This is a genomic window from Haloarcula salina, from assembly GCF_049603855.1.
Taxonomy (GTDB): Archaea; Halobacteriota; Halobacteria; order Halobacteriales; family Haloarculaceae; genus Haloarcula; species Haloarcula salina_A.
In genome coordinates, this window is sequence record NZ_CP187146.1 from 2,551,074 (window position 1) to 2,566,879 (window position 15,806).

Genomic DNA, 15,806 nt, shown 5'->3' on the forward strand with positions numbered 1-15,806 from the left:
GGCTCCGAAGCGCCTGAGATCGCAGTTCCTGGTTCGTCTCGAAGAACCGAACCAACTCGAATCGAGACGGTATCTACGATTCCTGATATTGACGACACTCAGATAGTATCGCCACGCCTCCGGTGTTAGCTGGGCTCCGCGTCCGTCCTGAACCAGTCGAGGACGCCGACGAGGTGGGAGGTCTCGATCTCGAGGTTCTTGGTGTTGACGTAGATCTCGCCGAGCGCGAGCGTCACCTCCTCGACGATGTACTCGACCCGCTCGGCGCGGCCGATGGTCTCGTCGCTCACCCGCGCCATCCGGTCGGCGCTGTGGGCGATCTCCTCGGCCGACGCGGTGAGTTCGTCCGTCTCGTGGCTGATCTCCTCGATCCCGTCGACCGTCTCGGAAACGTTCTCCGAGATGCGCGAGAGGGCGTCGAGGGCGTCCTCGGCCGTCGCCATGCCGTCGTCGGCGGTCGCCTCCATCGCCGCCATCTCGCCGACGACGCGGTCGGTCTGGGCCTGGATGTCCTCGAGGTGGGCCTCGATGTCGCCGGTCGCCTCCTTCGTGTCGTCGGCGAGCGACGTGATCTCGTTGGCCACGTCGCCGAGGTCCTCGCTCGTCGCGTCGTCGCGGACGACTTCGAGCGAGGCGTCGAGCGCGAGCGAGGTCGTCTTGTCCGCGATGGTGTTGATGAGCTCGACGACCCGCTCGATCTCGTTGGTCTTCCGATCGAGGGACTCGATCATCTCGCTCAGTTCCGCGGACTGGGTCTGCACGTCCGACATGGCAGCGTAGGCCGCACGGGTCGACGCCGCCCCCTCGTCGCTCGCCTGTTCCATCCGCTCGGCCTTCTTCGAGAGGCCCGCCTGAATGCGCGAGGTGCGCTCGATGGCGTCGTAGATCTCGTGGATCTCGGCCGAGACCTCCTCGACCTGCTCGTGTTGCTCGTGGAACGCCGCCACGATGTCCTGGACGATCTCGCCGACTCCCTCACAGGTCTCCTTGGTCGTCTTCGTCGCCGTCGTCAGTTGCGCCGTCGACCCGGACACCTCCTTGGCGTACGCGTCCGCCGTGCCGAGCGTGGTCTCGTAGTTCTCGAGCAGGTCGTTGATCGACTGTGCCACGTCACCCAGCGCGACGGCGTCCACGTCGGTTTCGAGGCGGCGGGTCAGGTCGCCCTCGGCGCATGCATCGAGCGTCCGGCAATACGACCGCGCGTAGTGCACGTCCGGTCCCGCCCCGCCGCCGTCGGTGACGACGGGCGGTGCATTTCCCCGCAAGCGTCGGTCCGCGACGGCCGTCGCCAGCAGGACGACGGCGCCGGCGCTCAGGCCAGCCACCGCCGCAGTTCGCGACGCCCATCCACCCCACGAGAGGACCGCGAGCGCCGTCACGAGCAGGAACTCGCCGAGCAAGCCGGCGCGGAGGACGGACCGGGAGCGACCTCGGTTTCGCATACCACACATCCGACGTGCAGTGCTCATAAGCGTTCGTCTCCGGGGTGGGGAGACAAGGTTGATGCCACAGCGCGGGAGACGTAGAGACAGGACATGGTCTCCCAGCGGACGACGCCCACCGAAGGCACGGCGGATCGGGCCGACGTGGAGCTGTTACACCAGTTCAGCGGCCCGGATCAGATCGCCGTCGACGCGCTCGTCGACGGCTTCGAACGCGAGCGGGGCGTGTCCGTCACGGAGGCGACGACGCCGAAGGTCAGTCTGGAGGTCAAGCGCCGACTGCTGCGCGAGCGCCCGCCCGACCTCTGGATGGACTGGCCCGGCAACACGCTTCGCCCGTACCAGCGCGCCGGCGTCATCAGCGACGTGACGGAGCTGTGGGAGGCCTCGGACATGCACGAGAAGTACCACGAGGGCGCGAAGACCGCGTCCCGCCTCGATGGGCGCTACTACGCAGTCCCCATCAACATCCACCGGCTCAACAACCTCTTCTACAACGTGGACGTCCTCGACCGGGCCGGGATTCGCCCCGAAGAAATTGACACGCCGCGGGAACTGCTCGACGCCCTGGAGACTGTCGAGAACGCGACCGGAGCGGTCGGCGTCCTCTTTCCCTTCAAGAACCAGTGGACCTCCTACGTCCTCCAGTTGTGGGAACAGGTCCTGCTCGGCCAGTCCGGCGTCGACACCCATCGCTCGATCTGTCGATCGGACCCCGAAGCACACCGAAACGCGATCAGGGACGCCATCGGCATCGTCCGCGACATCGCCGACTACGCGCCCGACGACGCCGTCTACCTCTCCTGGGAGGAGGCCGAGCGCCGCTTCGTCGACGGCGAAAGCGCGTTCTTCCCGCAGGGCGACTGGTCGGCGAGCGTGTTCCACGACGCGCCCGACTTCGCGTTCGGGACCGACTGGGACCACGTCCCCTTTCCCGGGACCGACGGGCAGTACGTCCTGAACATGGACGCCATCGTCCCAGCGGCCGACGCCGCGAACCCCGCCGCCGCCCGTGCGTTCCTCGAATACGCCGGCTCGATCGACGGCCAGCGGCGCTTCAACCGCGAGAAGGGGTCGATCCCGCCCCGGACGGACGTTCCCGTCGATCAGTTTCCGCCCTTCCTCCGGTCGCAGATGGCGGCGTTCACCGCCGACGAGACGGAGCCGGTTCAGTCAATCTCCCACGGGCAAGCGATCGGTCCCGCCACGCTCGTCGAACTCCAGGGCGCGTTCTCGACCTTCCTGCTCGACTGGAACCCGGACGACTTGTACGACCGACTGGTCGACATTCTGTGATCGATAGTGTATATTCGATTCTTCCTCGACGATTTTAAATACAGAGTCTGCGCGTGAAGAGTATTTTTCAAGATCTCAGAATATGAGGCCAGATAATAGGCCCAAACAACCCAAATCAAAGAATATAATAGATTATTTAGCGAGGTGGCACTACTTCAAACCGAAATATCGCAGTAACGACCGTCCAAACCGGAGAAAGTCCCGTGCCTGCGTCGGAGCGAACGCCAACCTGGCGAGACGACTCGCGAGTGGCTCTCGGTCGCTCCGTCGCGCGATCGGTCGGCGTGTCAGTCGATCAGACGGCTGATGTCGTCGTCGAGCTGATTGTATATCTCTTCGGCCCGCGCTTCTTCTTCGGGGTCGAGCGGTCGAATCGGCTCGCGGACGTGCCCGCCGTGGAGGCCCGCGAGTTCGAGCCCCTCCTTCACTGCGGGGACGCTGATCGCGCCCTCGATGACGTTGTTCTGGCCCGTTCGGTCCCGGAAGTTCTGGTACGGGAGACAGATGTTACGGAGCGTCCTGGCCCGCTCCCAGTCGCCCGACGAGAGGGCGTCGAACAGTTCCAGTCCTACCTCGGGTCGGAAGTTGCTGACGCCCGCAGAGAACCCTTCGACGCCCTCGGCCCAGTAGCTGACGGCGAAGGGCTCGGCGAGGCCGTCGACCCAGACCACGTCGTCGCTCCCGGCGCTGATACCGGCGCCGAGTTTGATCGGGTCCTTCAGCGCGTACTTGATTCCCGCGACGCTGTCGAGGCGGGTCAGGTCGCCGAGGTACTCGACGGACGGGTCGAACCCGCGGACGTACGGAACGAGCGGCGTTTCGGTCACCGACCCCAGCTTCCGGTAGTAATCGAGCAGGCCCTGCTCGTGGAGATAGGTGTGATCGGGAGGCATGATCATCATCGCGTCGACCCCGAGTCGGTCGTACGCTTCGATCAGTTCCGTCGCGTTGTCCGTGCTTCCGCCGACACCGGCGAGGATGCACGCGTCCGACGGCAGCGCGTCGACGCTCGTCTCCGTGACGTCGACGCGCTCGCTTTGCGAGAGCGAGTGATACTCGCTGATGTTGGCGGCCGCGAGAAACGTCCGAATACCGCCGTCGTAGAGGGATTGGGCGTTCTCCTCGATCTTCCAGTGTTCGATCGCACGGTTCTCGTCGAACGGTGTCAGGAGCCCCGCGGCGACGCCACGCAACTGCTCCTTGACCTGCGCTTCTGCCAGTGGCATTGGAAAAATTGTGAAGTTCATCAATTATAAATCTATCTAACAGCTGCAACAATAGCCGGTTGATTCGCCGTCGGTACGGCCGCGCCGATGCGGTTCTCCGACGGCATCCGGCGGTCAAAAAGGCCTCGCCAGCGGTGTCACGCGGGGATTCGAGTGCTCTGGATCGCCGGCATCAGTAGTTTCGGTAGACCGTCTTTGTCGACGTGAAGAAGTCCAGCCCGGCGTCTCCCTGCTCCCGATAGGTGTTCGTGGACGACTGCTTGTACCCACCGAACGGGACGTGCAGTTCCAGTCCGGTCGTCTTCTCGTTGACCTTGGCGACGCCCGCCTCGACGCGGTCGAGGAAGGTTTCGGCCTCGGTGAGGTCCTGAGTCACGATGCTCGCCGAGAGCCCGTACTCGGTGTCGTTGGCCAGTTCGAGCGCGTGGTCGAACCCGTCGGCCCGGATGACGGCCAGCACCGGCCCGAAGACCTCCTCCTGTGCGATTCGCATGTCGTTGTCGACGCCGGAGAAGACTGCGGGCTGTACGTAGTAGCCGTCTTCGTACTCACCTTCAGTCAGGCGCTGGCCGCCGGTCTCGAGCGTCGCGCCCTCGGACTCCGCGATGTCGACGTACTCGAGCGTCGAGTCGAGTTCGCTCTCAGAGACGTGCGGACCCATATCCGGGTCGTCGAGGCCGGGACCGATCTCCACTGACTCGGCGTACTCGACCATCGCCTCGACGAACTCGTCGTACACCTGCTCGTGGACGATCGCGCGGGAGGCAGCCGTACAGGACTGGCCGGTCGTCCCGAACGCCCCAGCGCCGAGGATTTCGACCGCTTCGTCGACGTCGGCGCTCGGCATGACGACGGTCGGGTTCTTGCCGCCCATCTCACACTGGACGCGTTTGAGACTCTCCGACGCGGTCTGTGCGACGGTGGTTCCGACGGCGGTGCTTCCGGTGAACGAGACGCCGTCTATCGCCTCGTGTTCGGTGAGCGGTGCGCCGACCTCGCTCCCCGATCCGGTGACCGCGTTCGCGACGCCGTCGGGGAGACCGGCCGCGTCGAGACACTCGAAGAGAATTCGGGTCGAGTTCGGTGCCGCCGACGCGGGCTTGGCGACGACGGTGTTGCCGGCGGCCAGCGCGGGCGCGAGCTTCCACGCCGGAATCGCGATGGGGTAGTTCCACGGCGTGATGATGCCGACCGTCCCGAGCGGTTCGCGCTTGGTCGAGAGCTCCTTGTTTCGCCCGCTCGGCGACTTGACGACGCCGCCCAGGTCTCTGGCCTTCTGTGCGTAGTACGCGAAGATGTCGATGGCGCGCTGGACTTCGCCCGCGGCCTCCGAGCGGGTCTTTCCCTCCTCGCGGACGAGCGTCTCGGTCGCGTCGTCCTTTCGTGCCTCCAGTTCCGCTCCGGCGGCCTTGAGCACCGCGCCGCGTTCCGGGCCGGGCGTGCTCGCCCACTCGTCCTGTGCCGCGACGGCCGCCTCGATCGCGGCCTCTGTGTCGGCCGTCGTCGAATCCGGGAATCGGGCGACGACCTCGTCGGCGTTCGCCGGGTTCCGCACCGCAAACGTCTCCGCTGTTCTCGATTCGCTCCACTCACCGTCGACGTAGTTACCGTACTCGTTCGGCATTCCAGTCAGTCGTTCTCTACCCTGGGTTACTAATGTTTTGGTGAGGGTGGAACGAGTTGCCTGCAACGCCGATCCGGCCTCCAGTCAGCAGTCGCCGCTCACACTCCGAGCGAGTCGGTGACACGGCGACGTGGCTGGCGACGTTCTTCGGATGTCGAGTGAATTGCGACGGCCAGTGTCGGGCTACGACATTGAGGGGCCGGGACAGACGGTCGGTGCTCCCCCAATGTGGAGACCAGCAGTCACATGACAGACTCGAATGTCCCTGACGACTAGCGGGACAGGTGGAGTGTCTCGATTATACTATAAAAATGCATCGCATCCTGGCGAGAATCGAGTGGCAGTCCCACTGGAACGGTGCGACACGTCGCCCCACGCGCCGCTCTGATTACGACGAGACGATACAATCTAGGGTCAATCTGTGCCCGACGCTAGAGTTTTATGTAGCTCTCCGACACGACTATCGGTATGTCGATAGAGACCGTCGGTTTCATCGGAACCGGTATCATGGGACAGCCAATGGCCGAGAACGTCCTCGACGCGGGGTACGACGTCGTCGCCCACAACCGCTCGCGAGCGCCCGTCGACGAGCTCGCCGAACTGGGAGCGGAACCCGCGTCGTCGCCCGCGGAAGTCACCCGCGCCGCTGACGTCGTCGTGACGGTCCTGCCCGACACGGAAGCCGTGACGTCCGTCGTCCGCGGCGACGACGGGATACTGAACGCGCTGCGCAACGGGCAGATATACGTGGATATGTCGACGATCTCGCCGGCCGCGACCGAACGACTCGCCGAAAACGTCGAACAGCAGGGCGCGGTGATGCTCGACGCCCCAATCAGCGGGGGCGAAGAAGGGGCGGTCGACGGATCGCTCTCGATCATGGTCGGCGGACCCGAGGAGACGTTCGACGCCGTCACCGGGCTGTTCGAGGCGATGGGCGAAACCGTCACGCGGTGTGGCGACAGCGGGGCCGGACAGGTCACCAAGGCCGCGAACCAGATCATCGTCGGCTGTCAGCACCAGGCGGTGGCGGAAGCGCTCCTGCTCGCGAAGCAGGGCGGTGCGGACTTAGAGAAGGTCCTCGACGCCATCAGCGGCGGCGCGGCCGCGTGTTGGTCGCTCGACGCGCGCGCTCCGCGAGTCATCCGGGGCAACTTCGAGCCCGGGTTCTTCTCGTCGTATCACTACAAGGACCTCCGCATCGCGACGAACGCCGGTGAGGAGTACGGGACGCCGATGCCCGCGACCAGCGTCGTCCACGAGATGTACAAAGCGATGGAGCAGACGGACCGCGGTCGGGACGACCACTCCGGCGTCATCCAGGTCATCGAGGACCTGGCCGGAGAGAAGGCCCGTATCGACGAGTGAGCGGCACATCAGGTCGCAGAAACGGGCACCGACGCGGTCGGTGAGGAAATGGCTACGAGTACCGGGAGTTGACTTCGATGACGTTCGCCGCCTGCGCGATCTGTTCGCTGAGTTCGGTCTCCATTCGCTCGTCGGTCATCCGCCGGGACGGTCCCGAGATGCTCAGCGCCCCGAGCACGTCCGCCTCGGGGACGGAAACGGCCATGCCGATACAGCGGACCCCGAGGATGTTCTCTTCGTCGTCGATGGAGTAGCCCCGCTCACTGGTCTCCGCCAGTTCCTCGTGGAGGCGCTCGGCGTCAGTTATCGTCTTCTCGGTCTGCTCGGGCAGCCCGTACCGCTCGATGATCTCCTCGCGGCGCGCCTGCGGTAGTTCGGCCAGTATCGCCTTGCCCAGCGACGTCGAATGCATCGGCATCCGCTTGCCGATCTTCGAGGCGGTCTCGACAGCGTCGTCGCCGCTGGCCTTCGAGAGGTAGACGACGCGTCCGTCTTCCTCGGTCGCAAAGTGGACGACCTCGCCCGTCTCCTCGGCCAGATTGTTGACCTCGTCTTTCACGATTTCGTGGTCAGCGATCCCGTTTTTGACCTGTTCGGCGATGTCGAGAAACCGGAGGCTCAGGCTGTAGGAGTGGTCCTCTTTGACGACGAGCCCCTCGTCTTGCAGTGTCGCCAGGTGGCCGTGAACGGCACTCTTAGAGAAGTCGAGTTCCTCAGAGATTTCCGTGATTCCGGCGTTGCCGCGCTCGCGAAGGACGTCGATGATGCGGCAGGTGTTTCGGACCGCGTCGATTTTTCGCGGGCTTCGTTCCATAGGTGGTCGTTGCCACTACGAACGCTTAGGTCTTGTTCCCCAGAGACGAACGCCGGCGACTCGGACCCGAACCGTGGCGTAGCAGACGTTCGAACAGCGACGACGTAGGCTGCAGTATCCACGGTCGCAACGACATCGATGGACGTACCCGTGCAAGAGTGTTCTCGAGTCGCGAATCATGCACCTAGTGGGTTCTCAGTTGGATATTTCAGTATTCAGCATGGAAGAGACATCGTGAGAGTGACGGAGACGAACGGCTGATCGGTCCTGACCCGTGTTCGCCACTGGGGAAGCGCTGGCACCTGTAACGAGCGTACACCTATTATTTTCCGGACAGTGGTCGTCAAGTCCACGTCGAACCCAATAACGGACGTACATCTGTTAGTACAATCAGACTGGACGGTTCGACGGGGTATTCTCCAGGAGAGAACAGAGAGAGTTTTTCGCTCAAGTTCTCGCACCGTCGTACAAGCGCTGTCGTGTAGCCACTGGGGCAGAGTTCGAATTCTCACGTTCATTTCGTGGCGAACAGTCCCACCTGAAAACGGAGAGATCACAGGAGACAGATATGCAGGCGCGGGATTCGACAGGAACAAACAGGATCCGAGCAGTGCGTCGCAGACGGTGGTTTTGCCACACGAAATCTAACTGGGCACCCGGTCACCATCTGGCGTCGAACGTCGTCAGGACGGAAACGACCAAAAGATATATATTAATTACCTATGTTGGTTGTTCTGTATGGTCGCAGACAACGGGCTATCCCGACGAAAACTGCTGAGTATCATGAGTGCAACCGGTGCCGCGGCCGTCGCAGGGTGTAGCGGCTCGGGCGGCGACGGCGGCGGCGGTGGAAACGGCGGTAGCGGTGGAAGCGGTACAGGGACGCAGGGCGACGGCACCGCGGGCGGTCAATCGGGAACGATCGGGGAGTGGAGCCTCGACATCAACTCACCCGAATCGGTCGGAAACCGCATCAACGGGAACGATTGGACCCCCCCGGCCTACAACGAAGAGGAGGTGGCGAGCGCGTTCGAACGCATGAACCTCGGGTCGATGAAGAACGACCCCGCCACTGGCTGGTACGCGGACCTCTTTACCGAAAAGACGGACATCGAGTCCACCCCGGTCACCGTTCCGTCGTCCGACGCCGTCTCGAAGATGCGAACGCTGCTCTCCGCGGGGTCGTCGAACCCGGCGCTGATGCAGATCTCCCAGGAGTTCTTCCTGAACTTCGTGGCCGGCGCCTGGCTGGAACCGGTCGACGAACTCTGGAACGACGAGGCCTACGAGCCGTTCCCGCCGTACTTCAAGGAACAGCTCACCACCGATGTCGATCCATCCCTCGACGGAGAACACGTCTACAGCAGCGTCGCGATTTCGGAGGGGCACACGCTCAACTACAACCCGGCGCTGCTCGAGGAACTCGGGTTCCCGAAGGACTTCTACGACGAGGCGACGTGGGCGGACATCCGCGAGGTCTGTGAGGAGGCGAGCGCACACAGCGAGGACTACTACGGATTCGTCTGGTGGGGGAAGGGCAACCGCTACCCCATCTACCCGTGGCTCCAGCAGACGTGGTCGCGCGGGGGCGAACTCGTCCAGGACGACGGCTCCGTGGTCGTCAACTCGGACGCCGGCGTCGCCGCGCTCGAATGGCAACAGCAGATGATCGAGGAGGGACTCGTCCCCGACATCATGCAGTACGGGGAGGGCGGTCTGGCCGACCTCTTCCTCGGGGAGGGCCTCGCCGGCTACGTCGGCAGTATCGGGATGATGTCGCTGGCCTACGACGAGTGGGGCGAAGACACCGACCAGTACATGATGGGACTGCCCCCGAAAGCCGAAGGCGGCGAGCGGGTCAGTTACATGAACACCGACCTCCTCGCGATCAACCGCGCCGCGCCGCCGGCGAAAAAGCGCGCCGCGATGGTCTACATGGACGGGGCGCGGAGCGCTATCGCCAGCGCACAGGAGTACGATCAGGAAGGCAACTATCCGGCAAACGCGAACGCCTGGGAGACCGATCTGCTCGCCGATGCCCATCACAAGGAGAAGGCGCAGCAGATCGCCGGCCTCGCCAAGGTGGAACTGTGGCCAAACCAGATCGAGACGTACGACGCGCTCATCAGCCAACTTCAGTCGGCGTGGCTCGGGCAGAAATCGGCACAGGCCGCGCTGGACGACGCCCAGACAAAGGTGGAGAACATCGCAGACCGGCAGTAATGATCGGCGAACACCACCGATAGGGGCCCAGCAGAACCCAATTCAGCGACACTAGTCGTATTTTCTCCGGGACTGTCGACACGGCGTCATTCTTCGACGAACTGGCTGTCCCCGGGACGTATAGAAAGAAAAGATTAAATAACGTACGATAAACAGTAGCAAACAGATGGCTTCAAAAAGTACCACGCAATCCATCCGTGAAGGGTTCGGGCTCTTCAGCGGGGAAGAGACAGGCGACGTTGGACCGATACGGGAGTGGATCAACGACAAATTCATGTTTGTCGTTCTCACTCCTCCGCTGTTACTGCTCGGCACGATCGTGCTGCTCCCCGTGAGCTACCTCATCTGGACCAGCACCCACATCACGAACCAGTACAGCCCCGACCAGTTCATCGGGTTACAGAACTACATCCAGGCGTTCCAGGACCCGATGTTCTACCTCTCACTGAAACACTCAGTGATGTACGTACTCGGGTCGGTGTCGCTGGCGTTCCTGTTGGGACTCAGCGCCGCGCTCGCCATCCATCAGGTCCAGTCGAAACGCGTCAGGAGTACGTTTACCGTCCTGATTCTCCTCGCGTGGGCCGTTCCGCTCGTGGTAACCGGCCTCATCTGGCGGTTCATGCTCCACGCGGACTACGGCATCGTGAACGGCCTCCTGACGGAGCTTGGACTCATCTCGCAGAACCTCGGGTTCATCACCGACCCGACGCTGGCGTTCGTCTCCATCGTCGTCGTGGACGCGTGGGCACGGGCACCATTCGCCGCAATACTCCTGCTGGCCGGGCTCCAGACGATCCCGGACGATCTGTACGAGGCGGCGAACGTCGACGGCGCGAACTTCTTCCAGCAGTTCCGTGACATCACGATCCCGCATTTGAAGCCACAGGCGGCGATCGCGATTGTCATCATGTCGATGTTCGCGTTCCGGACGTTCTCGATCGTCTTCGCGATGACGGGCGGTGGTCCGGCGGACGCCACGCGCGTCCTCGCGACGTACATCTACAGCGTCGGTATCTCGCAGTCGCGGCTCGGCTACGCGTCGGCGCTGTCGGTCATCATGATCGTCATCACGATGATATTCGTGACCATCTACGTCCTACAGGTACAGGAAGACGCACTCGAAACCGCATAACAATGTCAACAAGCAACCCACTATTCGATCAGGAGCGCCGATACGAGATCATCCAGAGCCTCGGCCGTGCCATCACGAGCAAATACGTCGTCACGGCCGTTCTCTCCGCGTTGGTACTGTACTTCACCTTCCCCATCTACTGGACGTTCGTCTCCAGTATCAAGACGATGGCGGGGATACACGCGTTCCCGCCGAGCCTCGTTCCGCAGGAGATCATCGACCCGATCTGGACGAACTACACCGACCTGTGGTTCCAGCGATCGTTCAACATGTTCACGCTCAATAGCCTCGTGGTGGCTATTGCGACGACGATCCTGGTCGTCACCTTCGGGACGCTCGCGGGCTACGGGTTCTCCCGGTTCCGCTTCCCGTACGACGACTACGTGTTCATCGGGATTCTGGGTGCGCGACTGCTTCCGCCGATCGGGATGCTCGTCCCGTTCTACCGGATGTTCAGCCTGGGGAACCTCATCGACACGCGCATCGCGCTGATCATGGTGTACACGTACATGAACCTCCCGCTGGTCGTCTGGCTCATGCGGAACTACTTCGTCTCGATCCCGGCGGACCTGGACGAGGCCGCGTACATCGACGGCGCAACCCGCTTCCAGACGTTCAAGGACATCATCCTCCCGCTCGCCAAGCCCGGCGTCGCAGCGTGTGCGATCCTCACGTTCCTGTTCTCGTGGCGTGAGTTCCTCTTCGCGTTCGTGCTGACGTTCACCGACGCCGCGAAGACGATCCCCGTCGGAGCGATGATGATGATCGAAGACGTGGTCATCCTCTGGAACTACCTCGCCGCAGCCGGCTTCATCGCGATGCTGCCCGCGCTGCTGTTCGTGATCCTGTTCCAGCGCCACATCGTCAGCGGACTGACGGCCGGTGCGATCAAAGGATAGACCCAAATTATATACGTCCGATACCACAAACACTGAACCAACACAACGATACCCACACATGAGCAAGACAGACTCAATCAACACCGAACAAGACTACGCACGTACCGACGCCGACAGCGAGGCGTTCCTGAAAATCGACGGCCTGACCAAGGTGTACGACGACGGTGGAAGCGGCGTCGTCGCCGTCGACGACATGAATATCGACGTCAAGGAAGGGGAGTTCATCGTGTTCGTCGGCCCCTCCGGCTGCGGCAAGTCGACGACGCTTCGCTCCATCGCCGGGCTGGAGGAGATCACCGAGGGGCAGATCGTCATCAACGGCGAGAACGTGGAGGGGCAACCGCCGCGCAAACGGGACATCGCGATGGTGTTCCAGTCGTACGCGCTGTACCCCCACATGACCGTCCGGGAGAACATGGAATACCCGCTGAAGGTCCGTGGCGTCCCGAAAGAAAAGCGAATGCAGCGTGTCGAAGAGAGCGCCAAGCTACTGGAGATCCCGGACCTCCTCGAACGGCAGCCGAAAGACCTCTCGGGCGGACAGCAACAGCGCGTCGCGCTCGGCCGCGCCATCGTTCGCGAACCCCGCGTCTTCCTGTTCGACGAGCCGCTGTCGAACCTCGACGCGAAGCTCCGCGTGCAGATGCGAACGGAGCTCAACAAACTGCACAACAAGATCGGCAAAACGTCGATCTACGTCACCCACGATCAGGCCGAGGCGATGACGCTCAGTGACCGTGTGGTGGTCATGAACGACGGGGAAGTCCAGCAGATCGCCCCGCCACAGCAGGTGTACGACCAGCCCGCAAACGAGTTCGTCGGCGGGTTCATGGGCAGCCCCTCGATGAACTTCTTCGACGCGACGGTGAACGTCGACGCCGAAGAGATACGGACGGACGCGTTCACGATTCCACTGCCGGAATGGATGCAAGAGCGCCTCGATCAGACTGGCGAATTCGACGCGCGGTTCGGCGTCAGACCCGAGGACATCAGCGTCCGTAACAGCGCCGACGGGCACGGCGACAGCCACACGACCGTCGACGTCACCGTCGTCGAGGAGATGGGGTCGAACTTCTTCCTCACGGTGACGAACAACGGCGTCGAGTACAAGGCCATCGTCGAACCGAACACGGACATCGAGCGCGGTGACAAACTCAGTCTCGATTTCGACCTCCAGAAGTGCCACCTGTTCGACAACCACACCGGTGACTCGCTGGTCTACGGCACCGCACCGTAGCGACTGACCGGCACCGTCGTTTCTCTCTGACCAGTAGTATTCGACGTCGTTCCGTACCGACTCACAGTAGTCGACCGTCGACGAAAAGCCGAGACCTCGGTCAGAAACACGGCCGAATCACGCAGTTGCGCCCCACAGAATGGGCCGCGTCCGTTCTCTCAGAATACCCGTCGAGCAGCTATCGCCGGAGAAGGATTCGCGACTGCGACAGACGGTAGCTATCGCTCTGTTCCGCTCCAGTCTGTCGCACGGGCGAAAAGCGAAACCTGCTATCTCTCTGGGCAGATCCCGAACTGCCCGCGATCGTTACTGGTATCCAACCGTATCGACGACGCCGCGAAGGTACCCGACCGTGAAGCCGCGTGCCCGGTGTCGCCAGTCGTCGTCACCTTCCATCTTCGGGACGTGGTCCGGGATGACTGCGCCCTCGAAGCCGACGTCGTCGAGCGTCTCGATCGCCTCGACGGTATCGAAGTTCCCCTGATCGACGAACGTCTCGTTGAATTTCGGTACCGTCCCGACGACGTCCCGGAAGTGGATGAACACGATCTCGTCGCGCTCGGCGAACCGGCGCAACACGTCGGTGACGTCTTCGCCCATCTGTGAGAAGCAGCCGAGACAGAGCTTCAAGCCGTGGTTGTCGCTCGGCACCATATCCATCGCGCGCTCGAAGTTCTCGACGTTCCGAAAGAGTCGCGGAATGCCGCCCATCGATTCGATGACCGGCGGATCGACCGGGTGGAGCGCCATTCGCACACCGGCTTCTTCGGCCACCGGCAGGACCTCCGTCAGGAACCGCTCGTAGTTCTCCCAGAACTCTTCTTCCTCGTACCGTCGGTCGAGGCCTGGCGCGAGTTCGTCCGGGTCCTCGATTTCGTCGAGGTCGAACGCAGTGCCCTCCGCTTCGCCGCGCAGTTCCGCCGGCGTCGTTCGCATCGGAACCACACCGCGAGGATTCCACTGGTATCCCATAATGGGAATCCCGGCCTCGCCGAGGTTTCGGAGCAGCGTCTTGATCTGTTCGAGTGCCTCCTCCTGGCCCTCTCGTCCGAACATGATGTCGCCGTACAGCGAGTACGGGAGCGATTGGATGCCGGTCAGACGCAGCCCGTTGGACTCGACTCGTTCGCGAGCCGCTTCCAGTTCCCGGACCGACGGAATGGAATCGCGCCCCACGGCGACCGTGTTCGAACCGTCGCGGTCGTTGAACTCGTCGGGTTCTTCTTCCGTGTCGGCGTGGTCGACGAAGATATCGGTCGCACCCAGTTGTCGGATGTACCGTAGTCGGGACTCCGAGAGCGTCCGCGTTCGCACGCCGACTCGGATGTCACTGGCACTCTCAGCTCTATCGCTGCTGGCACGCTCAGCCATACCAGTAGTATCCGAGCCACGCAATCATAAAATTCCGGGTTTCGGTCGCCAGTGGTGGCTCTCGTCAGATCCGGTTGCGGAGGTGGGCTGGGTCGTAAGCCGAGATACCAGTACGTGCGCCGGCACGTACGGAATCGACAGCGACGGCCAGCTATAGTAACAATTGAAACGGTTTACATACTGATCGCACTGCAATCGTGCGATCAGGTGTGCACTGACTTTCAGTGGCTACTATAGCGGCTCATTCGAGCGGTCATCTCCTCCGCACCAGATTTCGACATATAATCTCCCAGATAGCCGAGTATAGACCGATAGATCGGGAGTATGCTGGTCAAATCAGGCACGATACACCTGTGGTGGTCAGAAAGGTCCCAGATAAGCCTTGTAAGAAGTCATAATTATCTACTTCGGAGATAGCCATTGATATCAACACACAAAGTAGCTTCTCCTCTTCCCATTTTCACCTTCCTCGATATCGGGCCTGGTAATTGTGTGCATCTCCCGGAAGAGACTTGCACTCCCGGAACTGAAAACCCACATGGACTGGCTGTCTGTGGGACTGGTTTCGCTGTTCTTTCTCGTACTGATCGGCCAGTACGTCTATCGAGAAGCGGTGCGGGAGAACCGATCGTCACCAGCGCTCCGAGCTGTCTGCTGGACTGTGTTCGGCGTCGTCGGTGTCGTTCGCTACCTCGTTCACATCCGGGAACGAGATCCGAATCGACTCGGATGGGTCGGGCTTTCGGCGCTGCTCGTTGCGCTGTGGGGTATCGGAACCATCGGGCTGTGGGGATTGAGCGGTGGGTTCTATCTCTGGGGAGGACTGTTCGCCGGGTTCTTCGTCCTCTACTGGCAGTGTAGCCTCGAACAGGAACGGGGACCGTAAGCGGCTCGTCTTTCCCGGGACGATGACCAGAGTGCGTCGAATATCGGGCCGTGTCGGGCAAGTGTCGCACACACTGTCGAGGGAGTGAGACCCCCCACCCAGATAACAATAGTACGGCTGTTATCTGGGTCCGAGCGTGTCGTCGAACTGCATACACAGACACCCTTTGCGAATCACTACGAAGTGGGCTGCCCGCTCGTCAATACTGTCCACGGTGAGATAACGTACACAGACTATCATCGATGTTCCGGAGGCCATCGTTTATCCAGAATAAACAAGCACGCA

General features: G+C 62.3%; 12 protein-coding genes. 7 read left to right on the plus strand and 5 right to left on the minus strand.

Annotation, left to right across the window (positions count from 1 at the left end; translation table 11 throughout):
- Nucleotides 1-125 precede the first annotated feature (125 nt).
- On the minus strand, nt 126-1,442 hold the full coding sequence (locus tag ACOZ4I_RS13080) for a methyl-accepting chemotaxis protein (RefSeq protein ID WP_424000228.1): 1,317 nt from the start codon (nt 1,440-1,442) through the stop codon (nt 126-128).
- A gap of 93 nt (nt 1,443-1,535) precedes the next feature.
- Here ACOZ4I_RS13080 and ACOZ4I_RS13085 point away from each other — a divergent pair, with 93 nt between their 5' ends.
- The gene (locus tag ACOZ4I_RS13085; protein WP_424000230.1) at nt 1,536-2,738 is read left to right on the plus strand and encodes an ABC transporter substrate-binding protein; all 1,203 of its coding nucleotides are present in this window, start codon (nt 1,536-1,538) and stop codon (nt 2,736-2,738) included.
- A gap of 287 nt (nt 2,739-3,025) precedes the next feature.
- On the opposite strand, the gene ACOZ4I_RS13090 is transcribed toward ACOZ4I_RS13085, so the two are convergent.
- Together ACOZ4I_RS13090 and ACOZ4I_RS13095 are read right to left on the minus strand one after the other, a co-directional pair.
- Nucleotides 3,026-3,964 (minus strand): dihydrodipicolinate synthase family protein, encoded by a 939-nt coding sequence (locus ACOZ4I_RS13090; RefSeq protein WP_424000232.1) that lies wholly within the window; start codon nt 3,962-3,964, stop codon nt 3,026-3,028.
- 172 nt (nt 3,965-4,136) lie between these two features.
- Nucleotides 4,137-5,588 carry an aldehyde dehydrogenase family protein gene (locus ACOZ4I_RS13095; RefSeq protein ID WP_424000234.1) on the minus strand — a complete coding sequence of 484 codons (1,452 nt, stop codon included), beginning with the start codon at nt 5,586-5,588 and terminating at the stop codon, nt 4,137-4,139.
- 468 nt (nt 5,589-6,056) lie between these two features.
- Between ACOZ4I_RS13095 and ACOZ4I_RS13100 the strand changes: the two genes are divergently transcribed.
- Entirely contained in the window at nt 6,057-6,956 is a 900-nt protein-coding gene (locus ACOZ4I_RS13100) for an NAD(P)-dependent oxidoreductase (protein WP_424000236.1), read from the plus strand.
- 52 nt (nt 6,957-7,008) lie between these two features.
- On the opposite strand, the gene ACOZ4I_RS13105 is transcribed toward ACOZ4I_RS13100, so the two are convergent.
- Nucleotides 7,009-7,770: an IclR family transcriptional regulator gene (locus ACOZ4I_RS13105; RefSeq protein ID WP_424000238.1), complete on the minus strand. Its 762-nt coding sequence runs from the start codon at nt 7,768-7,770 to the stop codon at nt 7,009-7,011.
- A gap of 783 nt (nt 7,771-8,553) precedes the next feature.
- Between ACOZ4I_RS13105 and ACOZ4I_RS13110 the strand changes: the two genes are divergently transcribed.
- The 4 genes from ACOZ4I_RS13110 (at nt 8,554) to ACOZ4I_RS13125 (ending at nt 13,264) form a co-directional block, all read left to right on the plus strand.
- Entirely contained in the window at nt 8,554-9,993 is a 1,440-nt protein-coding gene (locus ACOZ4I_RS13110) for an extracellular solute-binding protein (protein ID WP_424000240.1), read from the plus strand.
- Between the two features lie 166 nt (nt 9,994-10,159).
- The gene (locus ACOZ4I_RS13115; protein ID WP_424000242.1) at nt 10,160-11,128 is read left to right on the plus strand and encodes a carbohydrate ABC transporter permease; all 969 of its coding nucleotides are present in this window, start codon (nt 10,160-10,162) and stop codon (nt 11,126-11,128) included.
- 2 nt (nt 11,129-11,130) lie between these two features.
- Complete coding sequence (locus ACOZ4I_RS13120) at nt 11,131-12,027, plus strand: carbohydrate ABC transporter permease (protein ID WP_424000244.1); 897 nt, start codon at nt 11,131-11,133, stop codon at nt 12,025-12,027.
- Between the two features lie 58 nt (nt 12,028-12,085).
- The gene (locus tag ACOZ4I_RS13125) at nt 12,086-13,264 is read left to right on the plus strand and encodes an ABC transporter ATP-binding protein (protein ID WP_424000246.1); all 1,179 of its coding nucleotides are present in this window, start codon (nt 12,086-12,088) and stop codon (nt 13,262-13,264) included.
- Nucleotides 13,265-13,570: 306 nt separating this feature from the next.
- On the opposite strand, the gene ACOZ4I_RS13130 is transcribed toward ACOZ4I_RS13125, so the two are convergent.
- Entirely contained in the window at nt 13,571-14,635 is a 1,065-nt protein-coding gene (locus ACOZ4I_RS13130) for a mannonate dehydratase (protein WP_424000248.1), read from the minus strand.
- A 538-nt stretch (nt 14,636-15,173) separates the two neighbouring features.
- On the opposite strand from ACOZ4I_RS13130, the gene ACOZ4I_RS13135 reads away from it, so the two are divergent.
- Nucleotides 15,174-15,521 (plus strand): hypothetical protein, encoded by a 348-nt coding sequence (locus tag ACOZ4I_RS13135; protein ID WP_424000250.1) that lies wholly within the window; start codon nt 15,174-15,176, stop codon nt 15,519-15,521.
- Nucleotides 15,522-15,806 lie beyond the last annotated feature (285 nt).